A 25,863-nucleotide genomic window follows, 5' to 3' on the forward strand; every position below is an offset into this window, starting at 1 on the left:
TACATATCATTTACTGATCGGTTGTACGCTTAGCCAAACGGGCACTAAAAACGTGCCCATCGCCCGTGTACTGCCCCGACTTCTGGGCTGCCCGTCTGCGCGGGCAGTGCTTCGTCGATGGGACACGCTGGGCGACATGCGCAGGGCGCAAGGGGGCCGCGGACGCGTTCCATCCCTTCTCCTACCTTCAGGAACGCCGTGGACCGCTCGCCCACACCCGCCAGCCCCCGCACCTTGTTCTCCAACCCGCGCTGGGGCGTGCTGTCACGCGCTTTGGCCGCGATTTTCGGCGGCTATGCGCTGGCCTCGATGACCAGCGTGTTCTGCGCGGTGGCGTTGCCCGGCGCGCGCGGCCAGACCGTGCTGACCGGCATGCTGCTGGCCATTGTGGTGGCTGCCTGCGCGGCGCTGTGGGCCTTTGCCACCCGCAGCGCACTGCGGGCCTGGGTCGGCATCCTCGCCCCCGCCCTGCTGATGGCGGCGCTCGCACGCCTGTTGGGCGCCTGGGCATGAAGAACGGATTCCGCCAGTCGATGGCCTGGCTGCACACCTGGACGGGCCTGCTGGTCGGCTGGTTGCTGCTGCTGATCTTCATGGCCGGCACGGCCAGCTACTATCGCGAGGAAATCAGTCGCTGGATGCGCCCGGAGCTGCCGTCCAGCAACGTCAGCATCGACGTGGCCGCGCAGCGCGCGGTGGCCTACCTGCAGGCCAATGCGAGTCACGCCGAGAACTGGTTGGTCACCCTGCCGCAGCCGCGCAACCCGGCCATGCAGCTGTTCTGGCGGCTGCCACCGGAACTGGCCGACCCCAGTCGTGGCCGTCGTGGTGGCTTCGGCGACGCCACGCTCGACCCGAACACCGGCCAGGCACTGAAGGCGCGCGAGACCCGTGGCGGCGACTTCTTCTACCGCCTGCACTTCGACCTGCACTACATCCCGGTGTACTGGGCGCGCTACCTGGTCGGGTTCTGCGCGATGTTCATGCTGGTGGCGATCATCACCGGCGTCATCACCCACAAGAAAATCTTCAAGGACTTCTTCACCTTCCGCAAGGACAAGGGCCTGCGGTCCTGGCTGGATTTCCATAACGTCAGCGCGGTGATGGCCCTGCCGTACCACGCGATGATCACCTACACCGGCATCGTCACTCTGATGATCATGTACCTGCCGTGGGGGGTGAAAGTCGCCTACCCGCAGGACGAGGACACGTTCTTCAGCGAAGCCTTCGGCGGCATGCCAGAGGTGACCGCGCCGGCGCAGGGCCGCGCCACGCCGCTGCCGATCGCACAGTTGCTGGACAGCGCGCGTGCGCACTGGCGCGGCGTGGAAGTGGCCGGCTTCACCGTGTCCAACCCGGGCGCTGCCAATGCGGTGATCGACATCCGCCAACGTGACGGCAGGCGTTTGTCCACCGACACCCCGGCGCTGCGCTACGACATGGTCAGCGGTGCGCTGCTGGAAGAGACGCCACCGTCCGGCGGTGCCACCGCCACCCGTGGCGTGCTGTATGGCCTGCACCTGGCGCGCTTCGCCGACTGGGGCCTGCGCGCACTGTTCTTCCTGTCCGGCCTGGTCGGCTGCCTGATGGTCGCCAGCGGCGTGGTGCTGTGGGCGGTGAAGGAGCGTCCCAAGCATGCCAAGAACGGGCGTACCGGATTCGGCCTGCGCCTGGTCGATGCGCTGAACATCGGCACCGTGGCCGGCCTGCCGATCGCCTTCGCGGCGTACTTCTGGGGCAACCGCCTGCTGCCGCTGCAGATCGCCGAGCGCTCCAGTGCCGAGGCCAACGTGTTCTTCTGCGCCTGGGGCGCCGCGCTGCTGGCCGCCTTCATCTGGCCGAAGCGGATGATGTGGGCGTGGCAGCTGTACCTGGGTGCGGCCGCGTTCGCGCTGGTGCCGGTGGTCAATGCAGTGACCACCCATGCCCACCTCGGGGTCACACTGCGCAGCGGCGACTGGGTACTGGCCGGCGTCGATCTTTCGATGATCGCATTCGGCGCAATGCTGGCGCTGTGCGGCTGGCGCATGCAGCGCTGGACGCCACCGCTGAGTGCGGCCGAGAAGAAGAAGCGTGCGGCCGCTGCGGCTGCGCCGAAGGCATCGGTGAACACTGCAGAAGCGGCCGAAGCGGAGGCCAGCGCATGATGCTGCTGGCACTGGCGCTGTCGTTCTCTGCGTTCACCACGCTGTCGCTGTCGATGGAAAAGCACCAGCACGACCTGCATGGCAAGGCCGCGGCCGCACCCGCACGGCGGATGCAGTGGCGGGTGCTGGGCTGGGCGCTGCTGGCGGCGGCGTTCGCACTGTGCGTGGCCGACCAAGGCTGGGCGATGGGCCCGGTGCTGTGGCTGGGGGCAATGACCTTGGCCGGCGTGACGCTGTCGTTCGGGTTGTATCCGTATCGTCCAACATGGATTGCGCCGCTGGCGATCGCGCTGCCGGTGCTGGGGTTGGTGCTGGAATTGCTGTAGCCGCCATCCACGCATGGCGTGGATCTACTGAACAACCATCCAGGCGTGGCGTGGATCTACCGGCCAGATATGGGTAGTGCCGGCCGCTGGCCGGCATCCCATGAACCCTCTGCGGATCTGACACCGTTGCCGGCCAGCGGCCGGCACTACCGGGCTTACCCCAACCGCTTCAGTTCCCACGCGCGGTGGATGCGCGCGTTGCGCTCGAAATCCGGACCAATCGTGCGTGCGGTGATCTCGCGGCACTGGGCGAATTCGGCGATGGCGTTCTCTTCCAGCTTGAAGCGGCGGAAGTTGTTGGAGAAGTACAGCACGCCACCCGGTGCAAGCCGCGCCACCGCCGCACGCAGCAGCTTCAGTTGTTCGCGCTGCACGTCGAAGTCATCGGCGCGTGCGGAGTTGGAGAAAGTCGGTGGGTCACAGAAGATCACGTCGTACTGGCCACGGTCGCCTTCCAGCCAGGCCATTGCATCGGCCTGGACCAGCAGATGCTGGTTGCCCCCCTGCCCGTTCAGCGCCAGGTTGTCGTAGCACCACTGCAGATAGGTGGCCGACAGGTCGACGCTGGTGGTGCTGGCGGCACCGGCCACGGCGGCCTGCACGCTGGCCACGCCGGTGTAGCAGAACAGGTTGAGGAAACGCTTGCCACGCACCTGCTCGGCCATCATCCGGCGCAGCGGGCGATGGTCGAGGAACAGGCCGGTATCCAGGTAATCGAACAGGTTCACCTGCAGCAGCGCGTTGTTCTCTCGCACCACGATGAACTCGTCGCGCTGCTCGAAGCGGCCGTACTTGCTGCCGCCCTTGCCGCGCTCGCGCGATTTCATCGACACCTGTTCCGGTGGCACGCCGAACACTTCGCGCGCGGCGGCCAGCAGCTCATTGCGGCGGCGGCGCACGTCGTTCTCGGGAATCGCCGTCGGTGCCGCATATTCCTGCACATGCAGGAAGGTACGCCGCCTGCCCCCCTCTTCCTCGTAGACGTCGATGGCCGCCGCGTACTCCGGCAGGTCGGCGTCGTAGGCGCGGAAGCAGGTGATGTCCTCGCGGGCACGCCAGCTCTTGAACTTCTTCAGGTTCTTGCGCAGGCGGTTGGCCACCATCTGCGCGCCTTCGCTCAGCTCGCGGGGCTGTGCCGGATCACGGCCCGGCACAGCGATCGGATCGCAGACGATCAGCGCGCATTCCAGCGCACCGTTGAACATCTGGTACTTCTTGCTGGCACGCAGGCCGGTGGCAAAGGCCAGTTCGTCATTGCCACACAGCAGGCTGGCGCGCCACTGCGGCACCGCCTTCTGCAAGGCATTGCCCAGTGCACGGTACAACGCCGGATCGGCGGCCAGGCGCTCGTCGTACGGCGGGTTGCAGACCACCGCACCGATCTCCTGTTCCGGCGCGGCCAGGTCGGCGACATCGGCGCGGGTGAAACGGATCGCGTGGGCGACGCCGGCGACCTCGGCATTCTCGCGGGCCGCCTGGATCGCAGCCGGGTCGATGTCGCTGCCGTGGATGACCGGCTTCAGCGCGGCCAGACCGGCCGCTTCGCGCTCACGTGCTTCGCTCTGGATGGACTTCCAGGCCGCCTTGTCGAAGCCCAGCCAACGGCTCGGCGGCAGGCTGCCATGCCGCATCAGGCCTGGGGCAACGTCGGCGGCCATCAGCGCGCCTTCGATCAGCAGCGTGCCGCTGCCACACATCGGGTCCAGCAGGCCACCGCCGGCGGCATGCAGGCGCGGCCATTGCGCGCGCAACAGCAGCGCGGCGGCCAGGTTTTCCTTCAGCGGCGCCTCGTGGGCGGCACCGCGCCAGCCACGGCGATGCAGCGGGCCACCGCCGAGGTCGATCGACAGCGAGGCGCGGCCCTTGCGCAGCGAGAGGTTGACGCGCACGTCGGGCAGATCGGTATTGACCGAAGGCCGCTCCAGGCCTTCGTCGCGCATGCGGTCGACGATCGCATCCTTGATCCGCTGCGCGGCAAAGCGTGCATGGGTGATCTTGTCGCCGGACACGTGCGCATCCACCGCCAGGGTCATCTCCGGCGAGATGTGCTCGTGCCACGGCAGTGCACGCACGCCGTCATACAGGGCCTGCTCGTCCGGGCAGTCGAAGTCGTCGATCGGCCACAGCACCCGGCTGGCCAGGCGCGACCACATCACGATCCGCAGCGCCTGCGCTAGTTCGCCGTCGGCGTTGACGCCGGCAATGGTGGCGGTGGCCTTGCCAAGGCCCAGGGCCGACAGTTCATCGGCAAGCAGGTATTCCAGGCCCTTGGCGCAGGAGACGAAGAATTTCACGGGATCGGTTCGCAGGTGGTCGGGCGCGGCACAGGGGCCGGGCCGGTCGGAAAGGAGGGCCGTAGGCACGGCCGGCAGGCCCGCGCCGGGGGCGGCGGGGCTGCCATTGTAGTCAATGCGGGCGGGCGCGCCGTGCGCCCTGGCTTCACAGTTGCCGCAGCAGGCGCTCGAAGGCCTGCGCGGAGGCCTCCACGTGGCGCTCCAGGCGGTGGCCATCGTCAACCAGCAGCAACTGCGCCGAACGCGCCTGCGCCCAGGCAATCACGCCGGCAGCCGGTACCACATCGTCATGCCAGGCCTGCACCACCGTGGTCGGCACCGCAGCGGCGTCCAGCGCCGGCATCGGGCCCATGGCGGTCGGCGGCACCATCAGGAACAGGCCGGCTACCGGCACCTGCAGCGAGGCGATGGCGGAGATGTAGGCGCCCAGGCTGGAGCCGGCCAGCACCACCGGCCCCTGGCGGGCAGCGATGGCGGCGCGTTCAACCAGACGGCGCAGGCGGGTCGGCACGTCGCCCACCCGGCTGACCTCGCTCATCGCGTCCAGGTCGGTGTAGTCGGGGCGCTCGTGGGTCCAGCCCAGGCGTTGCGCCACCTCGGCCAGCGCGGTGACCTTGGTCGCCTCCGGGCCGCTCTCGAAGCCATGGGAGAGGATGCAGTGGCCGCGGCTCATGCGCGTGCTCCGTGGGCGCGGGCCGGCGAGGAAAGGGAAGGCAGGTTCATGCCGCAATGCTAGCATCGCCGGATGCCCAACCCGCTCCTGCCCGGCCTGCAGCTGCAGCCCCTGCCCTATCACGACCGATTGCCGCTGCGGGATCCCGCCTCGCTGGAAATGGTGGTGATCCACTGCACCGAGCTGCCCGATCTGGCGATGGCCCGCGAGTACGGCGAGCGCGTGCTGTACGACAGCGGCGCCGGCAACAGCGGGCACTTCTACATCGACCGCGATGGCAGCGTGGTGCAGTACGTGGCGCCGGAACGCGTGGCCCATCACGTGCGCGGCATGAACGCGCATACGCTGGGCATCGAGCTGGTCAACCGCGGGCGCTATCCGGACTGGTTCGACAGCCGCCATCAGGCGATGGACGAGCCCTACACCGAGGCACAGCTGCAGGCGCTGGAAGGCCTGCTGCAAGCGCTGGTGGCGCACTATCCGTCGCTGCGGCGGATTGCCGGGCATGACCAGCTGGACCTGGAGCAGGTGCCGGCCAGCGACGATGCGGCGCTGACGGTGGCGCGCAAGCGCGATCCGGGGCCGCTGTTCCCGTGGGCGCGGATCCTGGCCAAGGTGCCACTGCAGCCGGTTGGGTAAGCGGCAGGGCTGCGCCCTGCACCTGCAGAGGCAACGTCAACGTCAAGAGCTGGCATTCCGGGGGATGGCGGGGTGGATCCGATTGCGGGGGACGCCGTAAAGCCCCAGGCCGGCCCAGCCGCTGGCGGCTGTGCGTTCGGGCGCTTGCGAAGCAGTGCTTCGCAAGCAAAGCGCCCTCACCCATGGCGGCTTGGCCGCGGCATCCATGCCGCGGACACCCCCGCAACCGGACCCACCCCGCCTTCGACAGTTCTCCGCGATCCTTCGAATCGACACGGGGTCGGCTCCCGTTGCCACGCAACGGGCTCTGACCCCGATTTTCGGTTGATGGGGTCAGAGCCGTTCTCCGTTGGAAAACGGATCCGACCGCGCGCTTCTCAGGCGCCGGTCGCCACCGGGCGGCTGCTGTCGCTCACCCAACCACTCCAGGAATCGGCATAGATGCGTGCGCCGCTCAGGCCGGCCGTTTCCATCGCCAGCAGCAGGTGGCAGGCGGTCACGCCGGAACCGCACATCAGCACCACCTGCTGCGGATCGCGGTTGCCGATCACGCCCTGCAGTTCGGCGCGCAGCTCCTGTGCGTCGCGCAGGCGGCCGTCGAGTACGTTCAATGCGAACGGGCGGTTGACCGCGCCCGGCACATGCCCGGCCACCGGGTCCAGCGGCTCCACTTCACCACGGAAACGCTCACCCGCCCGCGCGTCGACCAGCCAGCCCGGCGCATGCTTCAGCCGCGCGGTGATTTCATCGGCGTTGGCGATCTGGGTGGTGTCGAAGCGGCCCGGGTAGGCAGGCAGCGCTGTCACTTCAGCCTGGCCGCTTTCCAACGTGTGACCGGCGGCCTGCCAGGCGGCGATGCCGCCGTCGAGTACGGCCACCCTGCTGTGACCGATCAGGCGCAGCAGCCACCACAGGCGCGAGGCGGCCATGCTGCCGTCGCTGCCATCGTAGACCACCACCTGGGTGTCGGGGCCGATGCCCCACTGCCCCAGCTTCGCAGCAAAGGCATCGCTGTCCGGCAGTGGATGGCGACCATGGCCGACGCGCGACAGATCAGACAGGTCACGATTCAGATCGGCATACACCGCACCCGGGATATGACCTGCCAGATACTGGCTGCTTCCCGCCTGCGGGTCGGCCAGCGAGGAGCGCGCATCGACCACCCGCACCGCAGTGCTGGCAGTGGCGCGTGCGTCGACCACGCGGATGCCTTCGCCCAACGCGGCAGCCAGGGTGGCGACATCGACCAGGGTGGTCCACGGCAGATCGATCAGCTTCATTGCACTTGCTCCAGGCGGCGACGCAGGTTGTAGAGAATGGCGGCGGTCGCCCCCCAGATGCGCTGGCCCGGCCAGCCATACTCAAGCACGTGGCGTACCCGGCCGCGATGGTTGATTTCGACCTGGCGCAGGCTGTCAGGCGCCATCAGGTAATCCAGTGGCACCTCGAATACCTCGGCCACTTCACTGGGCTGCGGCACAGGCACGAACTCCGGATCGACCACCGCCACCACCGGCGTGACGCGGTAGCCGGTGATGGTGACGAAGGGATCGAGATACCCCAGCGCCTGCACCTGGCCGGGCGCCAATGCGATTTCTTCCTGGCTCTCGCGCAGCGCGGCCGCCAGCGCGTCGCGGTCATCGGGTTCGGTGCGGCCACCGGGGAATCCGACCTGGCCACCATGGGTGCGCAGTGTTTCGGTGCGACGGGTGAGGATCACCTGTGCGCCGTTGGCGCGCGGCACGATGCCGGCCAGCACCGCAGCCTCCACTGGAGGCCCGGGCGGCAGCAGGTCGACCAGCTCACTGCGGTTCCAGCCGTCACCCGCAGGTGGTTGGGCCAAGGGGTGCAGCGCGCGCATCAGTCGTTCGTGGTCGGCCAGCGAACCGCGCAGGGACTGCTGCAGTTGTTGCCGCAGGGGCTGCACGCGATGCAGGATGCGGCTGCGTTCCTCGTTGCTCATCGACGACCACCGCGCGATCTCATCGATATGCCGCCCGCAGCCGGCGCATTGCCGGTGCGGATCCAGCGTGCACACTCCGATGCAGGGACTTGCGACAACACGCGCCGTTTCTTCCATTGTTTGCACCCGCCAACAGTAGCGCGATCGGGCTGAATTTGCGCGGGTGGCCCAGCCGGACGGTAGAGTCGACTGTCAGTCGACTCGCGCGCGCAGCGCGGGCGTTTCCCCGATGTGACCCAAAAACAGTCGACTGACAGTCGACTCTACCGTCAGGGACTGCGCAAACAAAAACGCGCCGGTGGAATCACCGGCGCGTTTCGTTTGCTGCTTCGATTTACTTGACGCTGACCAGCTTGATCTCGAACTGCACAGCCACGTTCGGCGGGAACGGGGTGCGCGGATCGGCACCGTAGGCCTGGTCCGGCGGCAGGGTGACTTCCCACTTCGAGCCTGCCGGCATCTGCAGCAGGGTCTCGCGCATGGCCTTCATTTCGACTTCGCTGACCTTGATCGACGGGATCTGCTGGGCCGGGCGGGCTTCGGTCGGGCGCTGACCGTACGGGAACGGACCGGCCACTTCCAGCTGCACAGTGCTGGCCTGGGTCGGCTTGGCACCCTTGCCGGCCTCGATCACGCGGTACTGGACGCCGCTCGGCAGGGACTGCACACCGGCCTTGGCCTTGTTCGCCGCGATGAACTGGTCGCTCTTGGTCTTGTTTTCGGCAGCCGCCTTTTCGTACTCGGCCTTGGCGGCCTGGGCACGGCCCTGCTCGCGCTTCTGGAACGCTTCAACGGCCGGCTTCAGCTGCTCGGCGGTGATCGCCGGCTGCTTCTTGGCGTAGGCATCCTGCAGGCCCTTCACCACCGAGTTGATGTCCAGCTGCTCACCACGACCGGTCAGCTCCGCCAGGTTGTTGCCGTAGTCGTAACCGAAGTAGTAGCTCAGCTTGCCCTTTTCGGACGAGACGTCCTGGGCGAAGGCATTGCCCGTCAGGGCCAGGGCCGCGACGGCGACCGCGATAGAACGCAACTTCATCAAACAGTTCTCCAGGGGTGGTAACTCAGGGACGTTCTGCGCCGCCCTGAGGCGACGGGTTAGGATAACGGGCGCAACGTGTAACCGCTACTCACGATGCAGGCTATGACCCGTCTGCGTTTCCAGAGTTCAATATCACTTTTTTTTAACGTTCCAGGAGTTTCCCCGTGGCCGATGCCCTGATCGCTGTCGCTGACGACGGCGCCATCCGCACCGTGACCGTCCAGCGCCCGGACAAGCTCAATGCCCTCAACGCCGCGACCCTGCAAGCCCTGGCCGATGCCTTCAGCGACGCCGCCGCCGATCCGGAGGTGCGCGTCGTGATATTGACCGGGGCGGGCCCCAAGGCGTTCGTGGCCGGTGCCGACATCGCGGAAATGAACACTCTCAGCGCCGTTCAGGGACGTGATTTCTCGCTGCTGGGCCAGGCGCTGATGCGCCAGATCGAACGCATGCCCAAACCGGTCATCGCACGCGTGAATGGTTTCGCACTGGGCGGTGGCCTGGAACTGGCGATGGCCTGCCACCTGCGCATCGCCGCAGATACCGCCAAGGTCGGCCAACCGGAAATCAACCTCGGCCTGATCCCCGGCTTCGGCGGCAGCCAGCGCCTGCTGCGCCTGTGCGGCCGCGCCGCCACCCTGGAGCTGTGCCTGCTGGGGGCGCCGATCAACGCCGCGCGTGCGCTGGAACTTGGCATCGTCAACGAAGTCGTGCCGGCCGACGCGCTGGACAACCGGGTGCAGGACGTCGCCCGCCAGCTGGCACGCTCGGCCCCGCTGGCCCTGCGTGGCCTGCTCGACGCGGTGCACGTGGGCGGCGAGTGCAGCCTGGAGGCCGGGCTGGAATACGAAAGTGCGCAGTTCGGCCTGTTGTTCGCCACCGAGGACATGCGCGAAGGCACCAGCGCCTTCCTGCAACGCCGCGCGCCGGCCTTCCATAACCGCTGACGCCATGGCATCCCGACCCAACCCCGCGCAGTTGTTCGCCCGGGTCCAGGCAGACGATCTCGATGGTGCCCTGCAGGCCGGGCTGATGGACTACATCGTCCGTGCCGGCGACGACCGGTTGCTGCCTGACCACCCCGACCTTCCGCAACGCCTGTGCCAGGCCCAGCAGCAACTGCGCGCGGCCTGGGCTGCACGCGAACGCTACCGTGCCCGTGCGGTGCGCCTGGCCCGCCGCGAGGCCGAGCGCGATGCACGTCGCACTCCGGCACCAGCCCCGGACGTGAAGCCCGCCCTGCCCGCTGCGGCAGCCGCGATTCTGGCCCGGGCCAAGGCCCGCGCCAGTGGCAAGGAACAGTAATGGCCACCACGAAAAAGACCGCACGCGCCCCGGCGCGGCGTGGCGGCACGATGCCACGCGCCGACGTGGTGGAGATGTTCACCCGCCTGCGCGAACTCAACCCGCACCCGAAGACCGAACTGGAGTACAGCTCGCCGTTCGAGCTGCTGGTAGCGGTGGCGTTGTCGGCGCAGGCCACCGACGTCGGCGTCAACAAGGCCACGCGTCGACTGTTCCCGGTCGCCAACACGCCGGCGAAGATCCTTGCGCTCGGCGAGGATGGCCTGAAGCCGTACATCGCCACCATCGGGCTGTTCAATGCCAAGGCAAAGAACGTGATCGCCACCTGCGCGATCCTGCTGGAGAAGCATGGCGGTGAAGTGCCGCGCGATCGCGAAGCGCTGGAAGCGCTGCCGGGTGTCGGGCGCAAGACCGCCAACGTGGTGCTCAACACCGCGTTCGGCGAACCGGTGATGGCGGTGGACACGCATATCTTCCGCGTCGCCAACCGCACAGGACTGGCGCCGGGCAGGAACGTGCGCGAAGTGGAAGACAAGCTGGTGAAGGTGATCCCGGCCGAGTTCCTGCTCGACGCGCATCACTGGCTGATCCTGCACGGACGTTATGTGTGCAAGGCGCGCAAGCCGGATTGCCCGGGCTGCGTGATCGCCGACCTGTGCCGGTTCAAGGAAAAGACCACGGCCGAGTGACGGCAGCATCCACGCAGGGCGTGGCTCTACTGCAACCGGGTCGCAATCCGGGCGTCATACGCAAGCGGTTTCAATGGCAGGCCCTGCCGTGACGGGGCCTGCGGCGGATGTCTGCCGCGCGTGAACTGTCACATTTACGCAATCTTTACCTTCTAGCCTGCGCGCATCTTCCCACCTGCCTGCAAGGCTCCTCTCCATGAAACTGCATCACCAACTCCTGACGGTGGCCGTGGCTGCTGCGCTGTATGTGCCGGCTGCACACGCCGAAGTCGCCATCGACGTGATCGGCGGTTCGGAAATCACCTTCGAAGGCCTGGTCCAGGCCGACGGCAACTGGTTCCACAACGATGTGGTCGACCTCAACGGTGGCGACGCCGGCAACGGCAAGAACAGCGAATTCGAACTGCGTCGCGCCGAGCTGGTGCTGAAGGGCAAGGGCCCGGGCAACGTGGAGTGGGTGGTCGGCTATGACGCCAAGGCCGACAAGTTCCTCGACACCAACGTGAAGTACAAGCTGCTGGGCAACGCCAACCACTTCCTGCAGCTGGGCCAGTTCAAGCAGCCCAACAGCCTGGAAGAGCTGTCCAGCACCAAGAACAACGATTTCATTTCCAAGGCAGCGGTCACCAATACCTATGCCATCGCCCGCCGCCTGGGCGGCGCGTACAGCTACGGCCAGGACAACTGGTCGGTGACCGCCAGCGCCTTCGGCCGCGAGCTGACCCGCAACCTGGCCCACGGCAGCGGCTACGGCGCGCGTGGCACCTGGGCCCCGATCAATGAAAAGGGCCAGGTCCTGCACTTCGGTCTGAGCTACGTCAACTACGACGCCGACGCCGACACCCTGCGCGTGCGTGCGCGTCCGAATGCCGACCTCGCCACTGCCCGCCTGGTTGACAGCGGCAACCTGACCGACACCGACCGCGTCAGCACCATCGGTGCCGAAGCGATGTACTTCCAGGGCCCGTTCAAGGCCCAGGCCGAGTACTACACCAGCAAGGCCAAGCGCTACGACCACGACAACTACACCAGCGACGGCTACTACATCAGCGGCGTGTGGAACGTCACCGGCGAGACCTGGAGCTACAAGGGCGGCACTCCGGGCACCGGCCTGCCGAACAACCCGGCCGGCGGCCAGTGGCAGCTGGGCGTGCGCTACGACCACATGGACCTCAATGACGGCAACCTCGCCGCCAATCCGGTCGCCGGTCGCCCGCCGATCGTCGATGGCGTGCTGGGCGGCAAGATGGACATCTGGACCGTGGGCGCCAACTGGTACCTGCGTTCCAACTTCAAGCTGATGCTCAACTACGTGATGGTCGACAGCAAGAAGTACAGCTCCACGGCGCGCGGTTTCGTCAACGACGATCCCAACATCCTGGAAGCCCGCGCGCAGTTCTTCTGGTAAGCCCAGCCACCTGCGTTGAACCGCGAAGGCACGGCTCCGGCCGTGCCTTCGTCGTTGCAGCGGTACCCGTGCCGCGCTGCCGGCACAGCGGACGCGACATCCCTCATGACGCGTGTCACGCCCGCGTCATATGACAGACGCGGACGTGTCACGCAACCGTTATGGAATGTGCACCGAAACGTCGGGCAACCGCCCTTCGACCACCACCCCAGGAGTCTCCCCGTGATCCACGCCTTCAAATCGCGCGCCGCTGTCGCCATCCTGGCTGCATCGTCCGTGTTCGCCGCCAACGCCGCCGACATCACCGGCGCGGGCGCATCGTTCATCTACCCGGTCATGTCCAAGTGGTCGGCCGACTACAGCGCCGCAACCGGCAACAAGGTCAACTACCAGTCCATCGGTTCCGGCGGCGGCATTGCCCAGATCAAGGCCAAGACCGTTGATTTCGGCTCTTCCGATGCGCCGCTGAAGCCGGAAGACCTGGCTGCTGCAGGCCTGGCGCAGTTCCCGTCGGTGATCGGTGGCGTGGTGCCGGTGGTCAACGTGGCCGGCATCGCCCCGGGCGCCCTGAAGCTGGACGGCGCCGTGCTGGCCAACATCTTCCTGGGCAAGATCAAGACCTGGAACGACCCGGCCATCGCCGCACTGAACCCGGGCGTGACCCTGCCGAACGCCAAGGTCACCGTCGTGCATCGTTCGGACGGCTCGGGTACCACCTTCAACTTCGTCAACTACCTGTCCAAGGTCAGCCCGGAGTGGAAGAGCTCGGTCGGTGAAGGCACCTCGGTGCAGTGGCCGGCCGGCATCGGCGGCAAGGGCAACGAAGGTGTTGCCGCCTACGTGAAGCAGATCAAGGGCGGCATCGGCTATGTCGAACTGTCCTACGCGCTGCAGAACAAGCTCTCCTACACCGCGATGAAGAATGCCGCCGGCAAGTTCGTGCAGCCGAGCGACACCTCGTTCGCTGCCGCCGCTGCCAGCGCCGACTGGGCCAACGCCCGCGACTTCTACCTGGTGATGACCAATGCGCCGGGCGCCGAGTCCTGGCCGATCACCGCTACCAACTTCATCCTGGTGCAGAAGACGCCGAAGAATGCTGCCAATGGCAAGGCGACCCAGGAGTTCTTCCGCTGGGTCTACAAGAACGGCGACGCCCAGGCCCGCCAGCTGGACTACGTGCCGCTGCCGGACAGCCTGGTCCGCCAGATCGAGACCTACTGGTCGCAGAACCTGAAGTAAGCGCGTTCCCCCGCAGGAACGGGAGCGGCGGGTCCTCTCTCCCCCGCCGCTCCCACCCGGGCGCGAGATCCTCGAGATCTCGCGCTCTTCTTGTTTTCGGGGATGCACCTGCCCCTGTAGAGCCGAGCCGACGCTCGGCTGCGCTCTGGAGCGTGCGGACCAACGGTCCGCACCTACCGTGGGCGAGGAGCTGTCGCGCATTGACGCTGCAAGGACCAAGCCGCCGTCATATCGGTGCGCAGATCCGGGGTTTCCGGGCCCCGGCCGGATCGGCGCCAGCCCTGTGAAAGCCTTGTCAGAACGTGATCCTCGACACCTCTGTCATGGTCGTAATACGGCTGTAACAAAAACATCATTTCATAGCCGCATCCGCCGACCACGTCGGCTCTTCCCCGCTATGGAGTGACCATGAAACTGCACTCGGCCGGCCTTGCCGCCCTTTCCCTGGCCATCGCCCTGGGCCTGTCGGCCTGCGGTGGCGACAAGCAGGCCGCGCAGCAGCCGGCTGCCGACGGTACCGCCGCTCCGGCCGCCGCCGGTGCCAAGGTGACCGCCGAAGTATCCGGCGCGGGCGCCTCCTTCATCTTCCCGCTGGTCTCCAAGTGGTCGGCTGACTACAACGCCAGCACCGGCGCCAAGATCAACTACCAGTCGATCGGTTCCGGCGGCGGCATCGCCCAGATCAAGGCCGGCACCGTCGACTTCGGTTCCTCCGACAAGCCGCTGAGCAGCGAAGAGCTGGCCCAGGCCGGCCTGGCGCAGTTCCCGTCCGCCATCGGCGGCGTGGTGCCGGTGGTCAACATCGAAGGCCTGGAAGCCGGCAAGCTCCGCCTGAGCGGCGCCCTGCTGGCCGATATCTTCCTGGGCAAGGTCAAGACCTGGAACGACCCGGCCATCGTCGCCGCCAACCCGGGCGTGAAGCTGCCGGACGGCAAGATCACCCTGGTCCACCGCTCGGACGGTTCGGGCACCACCTTCAACTTCTCCAACTACCTGTCCAGGGTCAGCCCGGAGTGGAAGAGCAAGGTCGGCGAAGGCACCTCGGTGCAGTGGCCGGACGGCGTCGGCGGCAAGGGCAATGAAGGCGTCGCGTCCTACGTGAAGCAGATCAAGGGCTCGATCGGCTACGTCGAACTCGCCTACGCGCTGCAGAACGGCATGCCGTACACCGCCATGCAGAACGCCGCCGGCAACTGGGTCGAGCCGAGCGCGGAGACCTTCGCCGCGGCGGCCGCCAGCGCCGACTGGGCCAGCGCCAAGGACTTCAACCTGGTCATCACCAACGCCCCGGGCGAGCAGGCGTGGCCGATCACCGCAACCAACTTCATGCTGATGCAGAAGCAGCCGAAGGACGCCAAGCGCAACCAGGACACCCTGGCCTTCTTCAAGTGGGCCTTCGAGAACGGCCAGGCCCAGGCCAACGAGCTGCACTACGTGCCGCTGCCGGCCGAGCTGGTCAAGCAGATCGAGGCCTACTGGGCGACCGACCTGAAGTGACGGACACGACGGTGCCCGCCCCGCGCGGGCACCGCCTCTTCCACGCCGTGCCGCCCCGCCCCTTCCTGGCCCAGCCGTCCCCATGAATGCCATCGCCCAGCCTGTAGCCGCCCCGTCCACGCGTGATGCGCGTGATGCCCGCAACGACAAACTGTTCCGATGGGTGCTGGTCGGCACCGTCATCTTCGTACTGATCGCCCTGGCCTGCGCCGCGCTGTCGATGCTGTGGGGCGGTCGCCATGCCCTGCAGATGCAGGGGCTGAGCTTCTTCTTCTCCGCCGACTGGAATCCGGTCGAAAACAAGTTCGGCGCCCTGGCTCCGATCTACGGCACCCTGGTCACCGCTGTCATCGCGATGGTCATCGCCGTGCCGGTCAGCTTCGGCATCGCCTTCTTCCTCACCGAGGTCGCGCCGCGCTGGCTGCGTGGCCCGGTCGGTACCGCCATCGAACTGCTGGCCGGCATTCCCTCGATCATCTACGGCATGTGGGGCCTGTTCGTGCTGGTGCCGGTGATGACCGAGTACGTGACCCCGTTCCTCAACGAGACCCTGGGCGAATGGCCGGTCATCGGCCCGATGTTCCAGGGCCCGCCGCTGGGCATCGGCATGCTCACCGCCGGTTTCGTGCTGGCCATCATGGTCATTCCGTTCATTTCCTCGGTGATGCGCGAGGTGTTCCTGACCGTGCCCACCCGCCTGAAGGAATCGGCCTACGCGTTGGGCTCCACCAAGTGGGAAGTGAGCTGGGACATCGTCCTGCCCTACACCCGTTCGGCGGTCATCGGCGGCATCTTCCTCGGCCTGGGCCGCGCGCTGGGCGAAACGATGGCGGTGGCCTTCGTGATCGGCAACAGCGTGCGCCTGTCGCCGTCGCTGCTGGAACCGGGCACCACCATCGCCGCGCTGATCGCCAATGATTTCGGCGAAGCCACTGAAACCTACCGTTCGGCCCTGCTGCTGCTCGGCTTCGTCCTCTTCATCGTCACCTTCGTGGTGCTGGCCATCGCCCGCCTGATGCTGATGCGCCTGTCCCGCAAGGAGGGCAACTGATGTCCACCACCGCTGATTCGCTGTACCTGCGCCGCCGCATCGGCAACGTCGTTGCGATCACTGCGTCCTGCGCCACCGCCCTGTTCGGCCTGTTCTTCCTGGGCTGGATCCTGTTCACCCTGGCTGCCAAGGGCCTGGCCGGCATCAACTGGGATCTGTTCACCAAGATGACCCCGCCGCCGATGCAGGACGGCGGCCTCGCCAACGCCTTCTTCGGCAGTGCCGTGATGTGTGCACTGGCCATCGGCATCGGCACCCCGCTGGGCGTGCTGGCCGGTACCTGGCTGGCCGAGTATGGCAACGCCCGCAAGGTCGGCACCGTGGTCCGCTTCGTCAACGACATCCTGCTGTCGGCGCCGTCCATCGTGCTGGGCCTGTTCGTGTACACGCTGTACGTGATGCAGACCGGCGGCAACTTCTCGGCGTTCGCCGGTGCGCTGTCGCTGGCCTTCATCGTGCTGCCGGTGGTGGTGCGCACCACCGACGAGATGCTGCGCCTGGTGCCCTCGCAGATGCGCGAAGCGGCCCTGTCGCTGGGCATCCCGCAGTGGAAGGTGATCGTGCAGGTGCTGTACCGCAGTGCGTCGGCCGGCATCATCACCGGCATCCTGCTGGCCCTGGCCCGCATCTCCGGCGAGACCGCACCGCTGCTGTTCACTGCCTTCGGCAACCAGTACTGGAACAACAACATCTTCCAGCCGATGGCTTCGGTGCCGGTGGTGATGAACCAGTTCGCCGGCAGCCCGTATGAATCCTGGCAGGTACTGGCCTGGGCCGGTGCCCTGGTGCTGACTGTCTTCGTGCTGCTGGTCAGCCTTGCCGCCCGCGGCATCCTGCTGCGCAACCGTATCTCCCATGACTGACCTTTCCGTGGATAACGCCATGAACGACCTTTCCAACGCCGTGCCGATGCAGCGCATCGCCGTGCCGTCCTCGCACGAGAGCCTGCACACGCCGTCGCCGGTGAAGCTGGCTGCGCGTGGACTGGACTTCTACTACGACAAGTTCCACGCCCTGAAGGGCATCAACCTGGAAATCCCGGAAAAGCGCGTGACCGCGTTGATCGGTCCTTCCGGTTGCGGCAAGTCCACGCTGCTGCGCATCTTCAACCGCATCTATGCGCTGTACCCGAAGCTGGAGGCGCGCGGTGAAGTGCTGCTGGACGGCGAGAACATCCTGTCGCCGAAGTACCCGATGAACCGCCTGCGCAGCAAGGTCGGCATGGTGTTCCAGAAGCCGGTGCCGTTCCCGATGACCATCTTCGAGAACGTGGCCTACGGCATCCGCCACCACGAGAAGCTGAGCAAGGCCGATATGGCCGACCGCGTCGAGCAGGCGCTGCGCCAGGGCGCGCTGTGGGACGAAGTGAAGGACAAGCTGGGGCAGAGCGCACTGGGTCTGTCCGGTGGCCAGCAGCAGCGCCTGTGCATCGCCCGTGCCGTCGCCCTGCGCCCGTCGGTGCTGCTGCTGGACGAGCCGACCTCGGCGCTGGACCCGATCTCGACCAGCCGCATCGAGCAGCTGGTGGAAGAACTCAAGCACGAGTACACGATCGTGATCGTCACCCACAACATGCAGCAGGCTGCGCGCGTGTCCGACTACACCGCCTTCATGTACCTGGGCGACCTGATCGAGCACGACCGCACCGAAGTGATCTTCTCGCAGCCGTCGCAGCGGCAGACCGAGGACTACATCACCGGTCGCTTCGGCTGAAACGTCAGTCGAGCGTGGCTCGACTCTCCAGACAACGTCAGTCGAGCATGGCTCGACTCAACAGAGCGGAACAACCATGAACCTTCCCAACGACCACATCGTCAAGAGCTACGACGAGGAGCAGCAGCGCCTGGTGGCCGAAATCGTGCGCATGGGCGAGATGGCCGTCGCCCAGCTCGAAGCGGCGATGGACGTGATCGAGAAGCGCGACGAGAACGCCGCCCATCGCATCATCGCCAACGACGAAGCGATCGACGCGCTTGAGCAGCAGATCAGCCACGACGTGATGCGCCTGGCGCTGCGTGGGCCGATGGCGCGCGACCTGCGCGAGATCCTGGCTGGCCTGCGCATCCCGGCCGACATCGAGCGCATCGGCGACTATGCAGCGAACGTGGCCAAGCGCTCGATCGCGCTGGGCAAGGTGCCGCCGCTGCCGCAGATCCAGGGCCTGCGCGCGCTGGGCCGCCTGGCCGCGCAGCAGGTGCGCCGTGCCATCGCCGCCTACCGCGACAACGATGCCGAGGCCGCGCTGGCACTGCGCGAGGACGACGCCCGCCTGGACGCCCAGTACACCGCGCTGTTCCGCGAGCTGCTCACCTACATGATGGAAGACCCGCGCAACATCACCCCGTGCACCCACCTGCTGTTCATGGCCAAGAACCTGGAGCGCGTGGGCGATCACGCCACCAACATCGCCGAGAACGTGTGGTTCCTGGTGCACGGCGAGCAGCCGCTGCCACCGCGTGAAAAGCGCGACGAGACCTCCAGCACCGGCCAGCCCTGACGCTGCACTGCAACACCGGAGTCGACTCCAAGGTGGCCGCTGTCCTGTGACAGCGGCCTTTCTTTTTTTGCGGTGTTCCACCCGCGTTGTGGGCGCCGTGCTTGCCCGGCGCAGACCTTCCGGATGCTTCTGTAACAAATCTCACGAAAATTTGAGTTCTTGGCGAGGATTCGTTGAGTAGGATCGCTGCACCATCGATTCACCCCGGGCACCTGCCCACCACCCAGGAGTAAGACCGATGAGCAGTTCCAACAAGACCCTGTCCCTGCTGACCGCTACCGCCCTGGCCGCCGGCCTGGGCATGACCGCCAGCGCCTCGGCCCTGAGCATGAGCGACCTCGCCCAGGGCTACCTTGTGGCCGGCCAGGCAGCCAAGGCCAGCACCGATGCCAAGGCCGCCGACACCAAGATGGCCGCTGACGCGACCAAGCACGCCGAAGGCAAGTGTGGTGCCGATGGCAAGAGCGGCGAAGGCAAGTGCGGTGCCGACAAGGGCAAGGCTGCCGGCGCAGCGGGCGCCAAGGCCAAGGCCGGCGACACGAAGTCGGCTGAAGGCAAGTGCGGCGAAGGCAAGTGCGGTGGCAAGCACTGACGCCCGCGCCAGCCTCGTCCACCCGCGGTCGCCGCTTCGTGCGGCGGCCGCCGGGTTGGGCCTGCGCCGGGCGCTGCTGCAGGACCTGCGTGACGCCCCGGAAGGCGACTTCGACTTCCTCGAATGCGCACCGGAGAACTGGATCCATGTCGGCGGCCCGGCCGGTGATGCCCTTGCCGAACTGGCGCAGCGCCATCCGCTGAGCTGCCACGGCCTGTCGCTGTCGCTGGGCGGCAGTGCACCGCTGGATACCCAGCTGCTGGAACAGGTCGGCCGGTTCCTCGAAAAGCACCGCGTGCCGCTGTACAGCGAGCACCTCAGCTACTGCAGCGACGACGGCCACCTGTACGACCTGCTGCCGATTCCCTTTACCGACGAAGCCGTGCGCCATACCGCGCAGCGCATCAGCCGCGTGCAGGACCTGCTGGGCCGTCGCATCGCAGTGGAGAACGTGTCCTACTACCTGGCACCCGCGCCGGCGATGGACGAACTGGCCTTCACCAATGCCGTGCTTGCCGAAGCCGACTGCGACCTGCTGCTGGACGTCAACAATGTCTACGTCAACGCCTGCAACCACGGCTACGATGCCGATGCCTTCATCGCCGGCCTGCCTGCACGGCGCATCGTCTGCCTGCATGTGGCCGGGCACCTGGACGAGGCACCCGACCTGAAGATCGATACCCACGGCAGCGCGGTGATCGATCCGGTCTGGGCGCTGCTGGCGCGTACCTATGCACGCATCGGCCCGCGTCCCACCCTGCTCGAACGCGATTTCAATTTCCCGCCGTATGCAGAACTGCAGGGCGAACTGCAGACCATCCGCCGCCTGCAGGCCACACATGCCAGGGCGGCACATGGCTGATTCCGCCGACACCCTGCGCGCGCAGCAGCACGCCTTCACCGCGCACCTGCGCAACCCGCAGGCGGTACCCGCACCGGCCGGACTGGAGCCACGCCGGGTCGCGGTATATCGGCACCTGCTGTTCAACAACCTGCTCGGCCTGTTGAGCAACGGTTTCCCGGTCTGCGTGCGCCTGCTTGGCGAACCGGCCTGGAGCGCCCTGGTGCGCCACTACTTCGCCACCCATCGCTGCCAGACACCGCTGTTCACCGAACTGGCCGCCGAGTTCGTGCAGTGGCTGCAGGCGCAGCCGCAGCTGCCGCACCCGGCGCTGGCCGAACTGGCCCACTACGAGTGGGTGGAAACCGCGCTGTACCAGCTGCAGGCCGAACCGCTCCCTGCGCCTGGCGATACTGATCCACTTCGGGTGCCGCTGCGGCGTTCGCCGCTGGCATGGCCGCTGCTGTACCAATGGCCGGTGCACCGTCTCGGTGCAGAGGATGCACCGACCCAGCCCCTTCCAGAACCCACCGGCCTGCTGGTCCGCCGCGAAGCCGACGGTGAAGTGCGATTCGCCGCGCTCAGCCCGCTGGCGGTACACCTGCTGGCCAGCATCGGCGAACGGCCCGGCCTGGAAGGACAGACGTACCTGCAGCAGCTGGCCACCTCGCACGGCCTGGCCGAAGACGCACTGGCCGAGCCCGGTGCTGCACTGCTGCTGCAGTTCCTGCAGGCCGGCGTGATCGGCCCGCTCGCACCCCCGCCCTGACGCCTTTTCCACTGGAGATCCAACGATGAACCTGCCGCTCCTGGCCGCCGCGCGCGGCCGGCTGGACCGTCTCGCCCCCTGGTTGGCGCCGCTGGGCCTGCGCGTGCTGCTGGCCTGGGAATACTTCGAATCCGGCCGTGAGAAGCTGCACGGCCAGAACTGGTTCGCCGACCTGCAGGGCGCCTTCCCGTTTCCGTTCAACCAACTGCCTGCTGCCCTGAACTGGCAGCTGGCCATCTGGTTCGAACTGGTCGGCGCGGCCTGCCTGCTGTTTGGTTTCGGCACCCGTTTCGCCGCCGCCAGCCTGCTGGTGCTGACCGTGGTGGCGACCTATGCGGTGCATTGGCCGATGCAATGGAATTCGCTGGGTGACCTCGCGATGGGGTATGCCATCAGCGACCAGGGCTACGGCAACTTCAAGCTGCCGGTGCTGTTCATGGCCATGCTGCTGCCGCTGATCTTCACTGGCGCCGGCAAGCTGAGCGTGGACGCCTGGTTGGCCCGGTGGCAGCCATCGGTCACGACGGCACGGCCTGCGGTGCGCTAGATGCCGACCGTGGTTGGCGCGCCGTGTGCCAACCAAGGTTGGCACCTACCGGAATCCAGAGCGTGCGGTGCCCGGCAGGTGTCGACCTTGGTCGACACACGCCCACGCAGGGAGCCCATGCACAGAAAGCTGGCCGGGCGCTCAGGGTCGCTCTGCTAGAATTCACGCATGACTGACTCCCCCTCCGCACCTGCCGCCGCTCCCGATTCCGCAGTACCCCAGGCGCAGCGCGCGATGTCACAACGCTTCCGCGGCTTCCTGCCGGTGGTGGTGGATGTGGAAACCGGCGGCTTCGACAGCCAGCGCAATGCGCTGCTGGAAATCGCTGCGGTGCCGATCGAGATGGACGAGAACGGCCTGCTCTACCCCGGCCAGACCGCCAGTGCCCACGTGGTCCCGGCCGAGGGCCTGGAGATCGACCCGAAGTCGCTGGAAGTGACCGGGATCATCCTCGACCACCCGTTCCGGCTGGCCAAGGAAGAAAAAGCGGCGTTGGACCACATCTTCACTCCGGTGCGTGCGGCGATGAAGAAGTACGGCTGCCAGCGCGCGATCCTGGTGGGCCACAACGCCCATTTCGACCTCGGCTTCGTCAACGCGGCCGTGGCCCGCACCGGCCACAAGCGCAACCCATTCCACCCGTTCAGCGTGTTCGACACGGTCACCCTGGCCGGTATCGCCTACGGTCAGACCGTGCTGGCGCGTGCGGCCACCGCCGCCGGGCTGGGTTGGGATGCCAACGAGGCACACAGCGCGGTGTATGACACCGAGCAGACCGCGCGGCTGTTCTGCACCATCGCCAACGCCTGGCCGCGCTAACGCAGCCAACGGCGGAGCCCCTCGTGGCGGGCTGACAGCGATTCCTGGTAGGGCCGGGCGGGTGGACTGCGCAGGGGACGCTGCAAGTACGTCCCTGTAAGCTCGGTCGCCGCATCCATGCGGCTCACGCCCCTGCGCAGCCCACCCGCCCGGCCACGGACAGTTTCCAGCGAGCGCCACGGAAAGATCAGAAAAAGCGGGAGCAACAGCGGGTCGCTGCGCTCGTTGGGGGCTGCCGCTCACTGGGTCACTTCTCTGGTGGGTGCCGACCGTTGGTCGGCACCCCCGGGTGGTACGACAACACCAGTAGATCCACGCCATGCGTGGATGCGATCAACCAATACTCGTGCGATCGCGGCCGTCGCTCTTGGCGCGGTACAGCGCGCGGTCGGCGCGCTGGTACAGCAGCGCCGGGGTGCGGTCGTCGGCATCCAGCTCTACCAGGCCCGCGCTGAAGGTGACACGCAGGCCCGCCACGCCGCCCCAATCGGGATGATCATGGAACAGGCCACGCAGGCGCGCGCACAGCTGTGCGGCTTCCTCCAGGCGGGTGTCGTTGAGCAGCAGCGCGAACTCTTCGCCGCCGGTGCGCGCCGGCAGGTCGGAGTCGCGGCAGGCCGCTGCGATCAATGACGCCACCTGCACCAGCACGGCATCGCCGATGCTGTGGCTGTGGCGGTCGTTGACCTCCTTGAAGTGATCGATGTCGAGCACCACCAGGCACAACGGATGACCACTGCGCTGTGACCGGGCGAAGTCACGCGCCAGCGTTTCGTCGAAGGCGCGGCGATTGGCCAGGCCGGTCAGGGCATCCTCGCGGGCCTGCCGCTCGAAGGCTTCGGCCTGGCGCGCCAGGCGCTCGGCCAGTTCGGTCTTTTCCTGGTTCAGCGCCTGCAGGTGCACCGTCTTGGCCTGCAGGTCGAAGGTCGCTTCGTCCACCCGCCGTGCCAGGCGCAGGTTGCTGGCCTTCAGCTGCTGCAGCAGCAGCCGGTACAGCGCCACCAGTCCAGCCAGCAGCAGCATTCCCGCCAGCACCTGCACGCTGCGGCGCTGCCACCAGAACGGTTCCACGGTGAAGCTCCACACCGCCTCCTGTTGGCCCCAGCTGCCGCCGGGATGGGCGGCCGCCACATGCAGGGTGTAGTCGCCCGGCGGCAGGCCGACGAACTCGACGCTGCGCTGCGGGCCGCGCTCGACCCAGCCGGCATCCAGCCCGTCCAGCCGCGTGCGGTAGCGGATCCGGTCGGACATCAGATAGCTCAGGCCGACATAGCTCACCGCCAACCGGCGCCCCCCGGGAATATGGTTGCGATCTCGCCCTTCCCAATGCACCGGCGCGCCATCCACCTGCACGCTCTCGATCGCGGCCGGCGGCGATGGCCGCTCGCGGAAACGCTGCAGGCGCTGCGGGTCGACCGTGCTCAGGCCGCCTGCGGTGACCACCCAGAACGTGCCGTCCTGGCGCAGGATCGCCGATGGGCTGGAGCTGCCGTTGGCCTGTGCATTGGCCATGCCGTCGATCTCGTTGTAACGCTCCACCCCCACCCGCGGCGTGCGGCCATCGGCCACGGCGTTGAGGGTGGCCATATCGGTGCGCAACACGCCGCGATTGCTGCTGATCCACACATTGCCAAGGCGATCCGGCACCAGCTGGAACACCGCATCCACCGGCATGCCCTGCTCCAGGCCGACCCGCGCCAGCGCACCGTTGCGCCAACGGTACAGGCCACGATCACTGCTGATCCACATCGCGTCGCCCAGCTGGTGGAAGCCGAACACGCTGCGGCCACCGCCCAGCGGCGCCAGGTCGATCGACTGCACGTGGTCGCCGCGCAGCACGCGGATGCCTTCGATGGTGCCGATCCACAGGTTGCCCTGATGGTCATGCTCAAGCGCGGTGATCAGACCGCCGGGCATGCCCGGCACGTTCGAGACCTGCACATGGTCGCCGTCGATGCGCACCACGCCCTTCTGCGTGCCGGCCCAGACCACGCCCTGGGAATCAACGCTGATCGCACGGATGTTGCCACCCGGCATGCCGTCGGCTGCCGCGTAGTTGTGGCGCAGGTGGCCGTCACGGCCGAGCCGGTAGACCCCATCGCCGAAGGTTCCGACCCACAGGTCACCGTCCGGCCCCTGTGCCAGGCTCAGCACCGAAGGTGCCTTGCCGCCGCGGTTGTGCAGCGGCATCGCCCGGAAACGGCCGTCCGCGGTCCGCATGTCAAGCCCGCTGGCGCTCCCGACCCACAGCTGGCGATCGCGATCCTCGAATACCGTGCGCACGTAATCGCCACTGAGCCCATCGCGCTCGGTGTAGCTGCTGAACAGTGTTTCGCGCAGGCGATAGAGCCCGCCGTTGGCGCCCACCCAGATGCTGCCTTCGGCATCCTCGCGCAGGCTGACCACGCGTCCGCCCGGCAGGTTCAGACCGGCCGGCAGTCGCTCCAGGCCATGTGCGGAGATGCGCAGCAGGCCCTGGTTCTCGGTGCCCAGCCACAGGTCACCGTGCCGGTCCTGCAGCATCGAGGTCATGTGCAGCTGGCCCGGCAGGCGGTGCACCAGCACCAGCTGGTCGTCCTCCACCCGGTACAGGCGCTCACCGGCGACGATCCACAACGCGCCATCCGGCGCACGGTAGGGCCACGACAGGCCACTGCCGGCACCCAGCCCCCATGCGGCGGGGGCGCGCTTGAGCACGCCATCGTTGTCGCGCAGCACCAGCCCGTCCAGCGTACCGACCCAGACCCGGTCCTGCGCATCGACCACCAGCCTGGTGAAGCTCATCGCCATCGGCAGGTCCGCCGCCGGCGCCTGGTAGACAATGCCGCTGTCCGGCGTCAGGTAGCCGATGCCCTTGCCTTCGTACAGCAGCCACAGCCGCCCCTGGCTGTCCATCTGCATGGACTGGATCAGCACCTGCGGCGTATCGGCCTGGTGCTCCCACACCCGCCATTGGCCATCACTGCCACGGTGGCTGACGTTGCCGCGCGAATCACTGATCCACAGTCCGCCCTGGCGGTCGACGAACAGGGCGCCGATGCCGTTGTCGCGCAGGCCCGGGCGCGTGCTGCGGTCGAACACGGTGAAATCCAGGCCGTTGTAGCGCACCAGCCCTTCCCAGGTGGCGAACCAGAGATGGCCTTCCGGCGTCTGCGCGATGTCGCGCAGCGAGTTGTGCGGCAGGCCGTTGCGCGAGGTCCATACATCGATGGCGTAGTCGCGCAGCGGGGGCGCGCCTTCCTGCGCAGCCAACGGCAGAGCAAGGGCCAGCAGCAGCCACAACAGGCCCTGCCGCAGTGCCCGCCTGAATCCTGATGCGCGGCGCTCCACCCAGCGCCTCTTGTCCCCCTGCCCGCCCATCACCGCAGCGGCGGCGGCCAGGTGCGGCTGCAGGACGCGGCAGCGTGCGGGAACAGCCGGGCAGCGTGCAATGGCATGCCGGCAGGAACGGGCTGGCTCATCGGGGGGAGACTGGGGAGATGCGCAGATGATAGGCCAAACCCCGGCCCCGGCGTCACCGTCCGCAGC

At 67.3% G+C, this 25,863-nt stretch carries 25 protein-coding genes; 19 read left to right on the forward strand and 6 right to left on the reverse strand.

All coding sequences use genetic code 11. From position 1 onward, the window contains the following. Window positions 1-198: 198 nt before the first annotated feature. From AC10QF_RS00885 to AC10QF_RS00895, 3 genes are read left to right on the forward strand one after another with little or no spacing between them, the layout of a single operon-like run. Complete coding sequence (locus AC10QF_RS00885; protein WP_069137963.1) at window positions 199-513, forward strand: DUF3649 domain-containing protein; 315 nt, start codon at window positions 199-201, stop codon at window positions 511-513. Continuing rightward, on the forward strand, window positions 510-2,147 hold the full coding sequence (locus AC10QF_RS00890; protein WP_069137964.1) for a PepSY-associated TM helix domain-containing protein: 1,638 nt from the start codon (window positions 510-512) through the stop codon (window positions 2,145-2,147). Before AC10QF_RS00885 ends, AC10QF_RS00890 begins: the two co-directional genes overlap by 4 nt. Next, a complete protein-coding gene (locus tag AC10QF_RS00895) occupies window positions 2,144-2,473 on the forward strand; it encodes a DUF3325 domain-containing protein (RefSeq protein WP_069137965.1) in 330 nt (109 codons plus the stop codon). Before AC10QF_RS00890 ends, AC10QF_RS00895 begins: the two co-directional genes overlap by 4 nt. Window positions 2,474-2,628: 155 nt before the next feature. Here the strand turns inward: AC10QF_RS00895 and rlmKL are convergent, their stop codons facing one another. Further along, window positions 2,629-4,767 (reverse strand): bifunctional 23S rRNA (guanine(2069)-N(7))-methyltransferase RlmK/23S rRNA (guanine(2445)-N(2))-methyltransferase RlmL, encoded by a 2,139-nt coding sequence (gene rlmKL / locus AC10QF_RS00900; protein ID WP_494541576.1) that lies wholly within the window; start codon window positions 4,765-4,767, stop codon window positions 2,629-2,631. Window positions 4,768-4,912: 145 nt separating this feature from the next. Then, complete coding sequence (locus AC10QF_RS00905; RefSeq protein WP_005415905.1) at window positions 4,913-5,440, reverse strand: alpha/beta hydrolase; 528 nt, start codon at window positions 5,438-5,440, stop codon at window positions 4,913-4,915. A 72-nt stretch (window positions 5,441-5,512) separates the two neighbouring features. Here AC10QF_RS00905 and AC10QF_RS00910 point away from each other — a divergent pair, with 72 nt between their 5' ends. Beyond that, window positions 5,513-6,079 carry an N-acetylmuramoyl-L-alanine amidase gene (locus tag AC10QF_RS00910; protein ID WP_053498686.1) on the forward strand — a complete coding sequence of 189 codons (567 nt, stop codon included), beginning with the start codon at window positions 5,513-5,515 and terminating at the stop codon, window positions 6,077-6,079. Window positions 6,080-6,456: 377 nt separating this feature from the next. Here the strand turns inward: AC10QF_RS00910 and AC10QF_RS00915 are convergent, their stop codons facing one another. The 3 genes from AC10QF_RS00915 to AC10QF_RS00925 form a co-directional block, all read right to left on the reverse strand. Next, a complete protein-coding gene (locus AC10QF_RS00915; RefSeq protein WP_069137967.1) occupies window positions 6,457-7,359 on the reverse strand; it encodes a sulfurtransferase in 903 nt (300 codons plus the stop codon). After that, a complete protein-coding gene (locus AC10QF_RS00920; protein WP_032954058.1) occupies window positions 7,356-8,159 on the reverse strand; it encodes a CoA pyrophosphatase in 804 nt (267 codons plus the stop codon). The genes AC10QF_RS00915 and AC10QF_RS00920 overlap by 4 nt, the downstream gene beginning before the upstream one ends. Before the next feature lie 217 nt (window positions 8,160-8,376). Beyond that, window positions 8,377-9,078, reverse strand: coding sequence for an FKBP-type peptidyl-prolyl cis-trans isomerase (locus AC10QF_RS00925; RefSeq protein ID WP_005408797.1), 702 nt, complete (start codon window positions 9,076-9,078; stop codon window positions 8,377-8,379). 167 nt (window positions 9,079-9,245) lie between these two features. Between AC10QF_RS00925 and AC10QF_RS00930 the strand changes: the two genes are divergently transcribed. The 15 genes from AC10QF_RS00930 to rnt all read left to right on the forward strand — a co-directional run bounded on the left by AC10QF_RS00930 (window position 9,246) and on the right by rnt (window position 22,335). Further along, window positions 9,246-10,028 carry an enoyl-CoA hydratase-related protein gene (locus tag AC10QF_RS00930; RefSeq protein WP_494541577.1) on the forward strand — a complete coding sequence of 261 codons (783 nt, stop codon included), beginning with the start codon at window positions 9,246-9,248 and terminating at the stop codon, window positions 10,026-10,028. Between the two features lie 4 nt (window positions 10,029-10,032). Continuing rightward, entirely contained in the window at window positions 10,033-10,386 is a 354-nt protein-coding gene (locus AC10QF_RS00935) for a hypothetical protein (protein WP_005415900.1), read from the forward strand. After that, window positions 10,386-11,075 (forward strand): endonuclease III, encoded by a 690-nt coding sequence (gene nth, locus AC10QF_RS00940; protein ID WP_334271802.1) that lies wholly within the window; start codon window positions 10,386-10,388, stop codon window positions 11,073-11,075. Before AC10QF_RS00935 ends, nth begins: the two co-directional genes overlap by 1 nt. Window positions 11,076-11,271: 196 nt before the next feature. Then, complete coding sequence (locus AC10QF_RS00945) at window positions 11,272-12,483, forward strand: OprO/OprP family phosphate-selective porin (RefSeq protein WP_049411264.1); 1,212 nt, start codon at window positions 11,272-11,274, stop codon at window positions 12,481-12,483. 222 nt (window positions 12,484-12,705) lie between these two features. Further along, on the forward strand, window positions 12,706-13,722 hold the full coding sequence (gene pstS / locus AC10QF_RS00950) for a phosphate ABC transporter substrate-binding protein PstS (RefSeq protein ID WP_005415897.1): 1,017 nt from the start codon (window positions 12,706-12,708) through the stop codon (window positions 13,720-13,722). A 408-nt stretch (window positions 13,723-14,130) separates the two neighbouring features. Further along, on the forward strand, window positions 14,131-15,219 hold the full coding sequence (gene pstS, locus AC10QF_RS00955) for a phosphate ABC transporter substrate-binding protein PstS (protein ID WP_494541578.1): 1,089 nt from the start codon (window positions 14,131-14,133) through the stop codon (window positions 15,217-15,219). Between the two features lie 82 nt (window positions 15,220-15,301). Further along, on the forward strand, window positions 15,302-16,270 hold the full coding sequence (pstC, locus tag AC10QF_RS00960) for a phosphate ABC transporter permease subunit PstC (RefSeq protein ID WP_012479635.1): 969 nt from the start codon (window positions 15,302-15,304) through the stop codon (window positions 16,268-16,270). Beyond that, entirely contained in the window at window positions 16,270-17,133 is an 864-nt protein-coding gene (pstA, locus tag AC10QF_RS00965) for a phosphate ABC transporter permease PstA (RefSeq protein ID WP_069137969.1), read from the forward strand. The genes pstC and pstA overlap by 1 nt, the downstream gene beginning before the upstream one ends. A 19-nt stretch (window positions 17,134-17,152) precedes the next feature. Continuing rightward, the gene (pstB, locus tag AC10QF_RS00970; protein WP_005408788.1) at window positions 17,153-17,983 is read left to right on the forward strand and encodes a phosphate ABC transporter ATP-binding protein PstB; all 831 of its coding nucleotides are present in this window, start codon (window positions 17,153-17,155) and stop codon (window positions 17,981-17,983) included. 76 nt (window positions 17,984-18,059) lie between these two features. Beyond that, window positions 18,060-18,767: a phosphate signaling complex protein PhoU gene (gene phoU / locus AC10QF_RS00975; protein ID WP_005415893.1), complete on the forward strand. Its 708-nt coding sequence runs from the start codon at window positions 18,060-18,062 to the stop codon at window positions 18,765-18,767. A 238-nt stretch (window positions 18,768-19,005) separates the two neighbouring features. After that, window positions 19,006-19,359: a hypothetical protein gene (locus tag AC10QF_RS00980; RefSeq protein WP_069137970.1), complete on the forward strand. Its 354-nt coding sequence runs from the start codon at window positions 19,006-19,008 to the stop codon at window positions 19,357-19,359. Continuing rightward, entirely contained in the window at window positions 19,346-20,221 is an 876-nt protein-coding gene (locus tag AC10QF_RS00985; protein ID WP_069137971.1) for an HvfB family MNIO-type RiPP peptide maturase, read from the forward strand. The genes AC10QF_RS00980 and AC10QF_RS00985 overlap by 14 nt, the downstream gene beginning before the upstream one ends. Continuing rightward, window positions 20,214-20,969: an HvfC family RiPP maturation protein gene (locus AC10QF_RS00990; protein ID WP_069137972.1), complete on the forward strand. Its 756-nt coding sequence runs from the start codon at window positions 20,214-20,216 to the stop codon at window positions 20,967-20,969. The genes AC10QF_RS00985 and AC10QF_RS00990 overlap by 8 nt, the downstream gene beginning before the upstream one ends. A gap of 25 nt (window positions 20,970-20,994) precedes the next feature. Further along, window positions 20,995-21,516 carry an HvfX family Cu-binding RiPP maturation protein gene (locus tag AC10QF_RS00995; RefSeq protein WP_065177416.1) on the forward strand — a complete coding sequence of 174 codons (522 nt, stop codon included), beginning with the start codon at window positions 20,995-20,997 and terminating at the stop codon, window positions 21,514-21,516. 234 nt (window positions 21,517-21,750) lie between these two features. Further along, entirely contained in the window at window positions 21,751-22,335 is a 585-nt protein-coding gene (gene rnt, locus AC10QF_RS01000; RefSeq protein ID WP_005408782.1) for a ribonuclease T, read from the forward strand. Window positions 22,336-22,668: 333 nt separating this feature from the next. On the opposite strand, the gene AC10QF_RS01005 is transcribed toward rnt, so the two are convergent. Next, window positions 22,669-25,695, reverse strand: coding sequence for a ligand-binding sensor domain-containing diguanylate cyclase (locus tag AC10QF_RS01005; protein ID WP_069137973.1), 3,027 nt, complete (start codon window positions 25,693-25,695; stop codon window positions 22,669-22,671). Window positions 25,696-25,863: the final 168 nt, after the last annotated feature.

This window comes from Stenotrophomonas maltophilia complex sp. Om-AH-Sm3 (assembly GCF_059337855.1).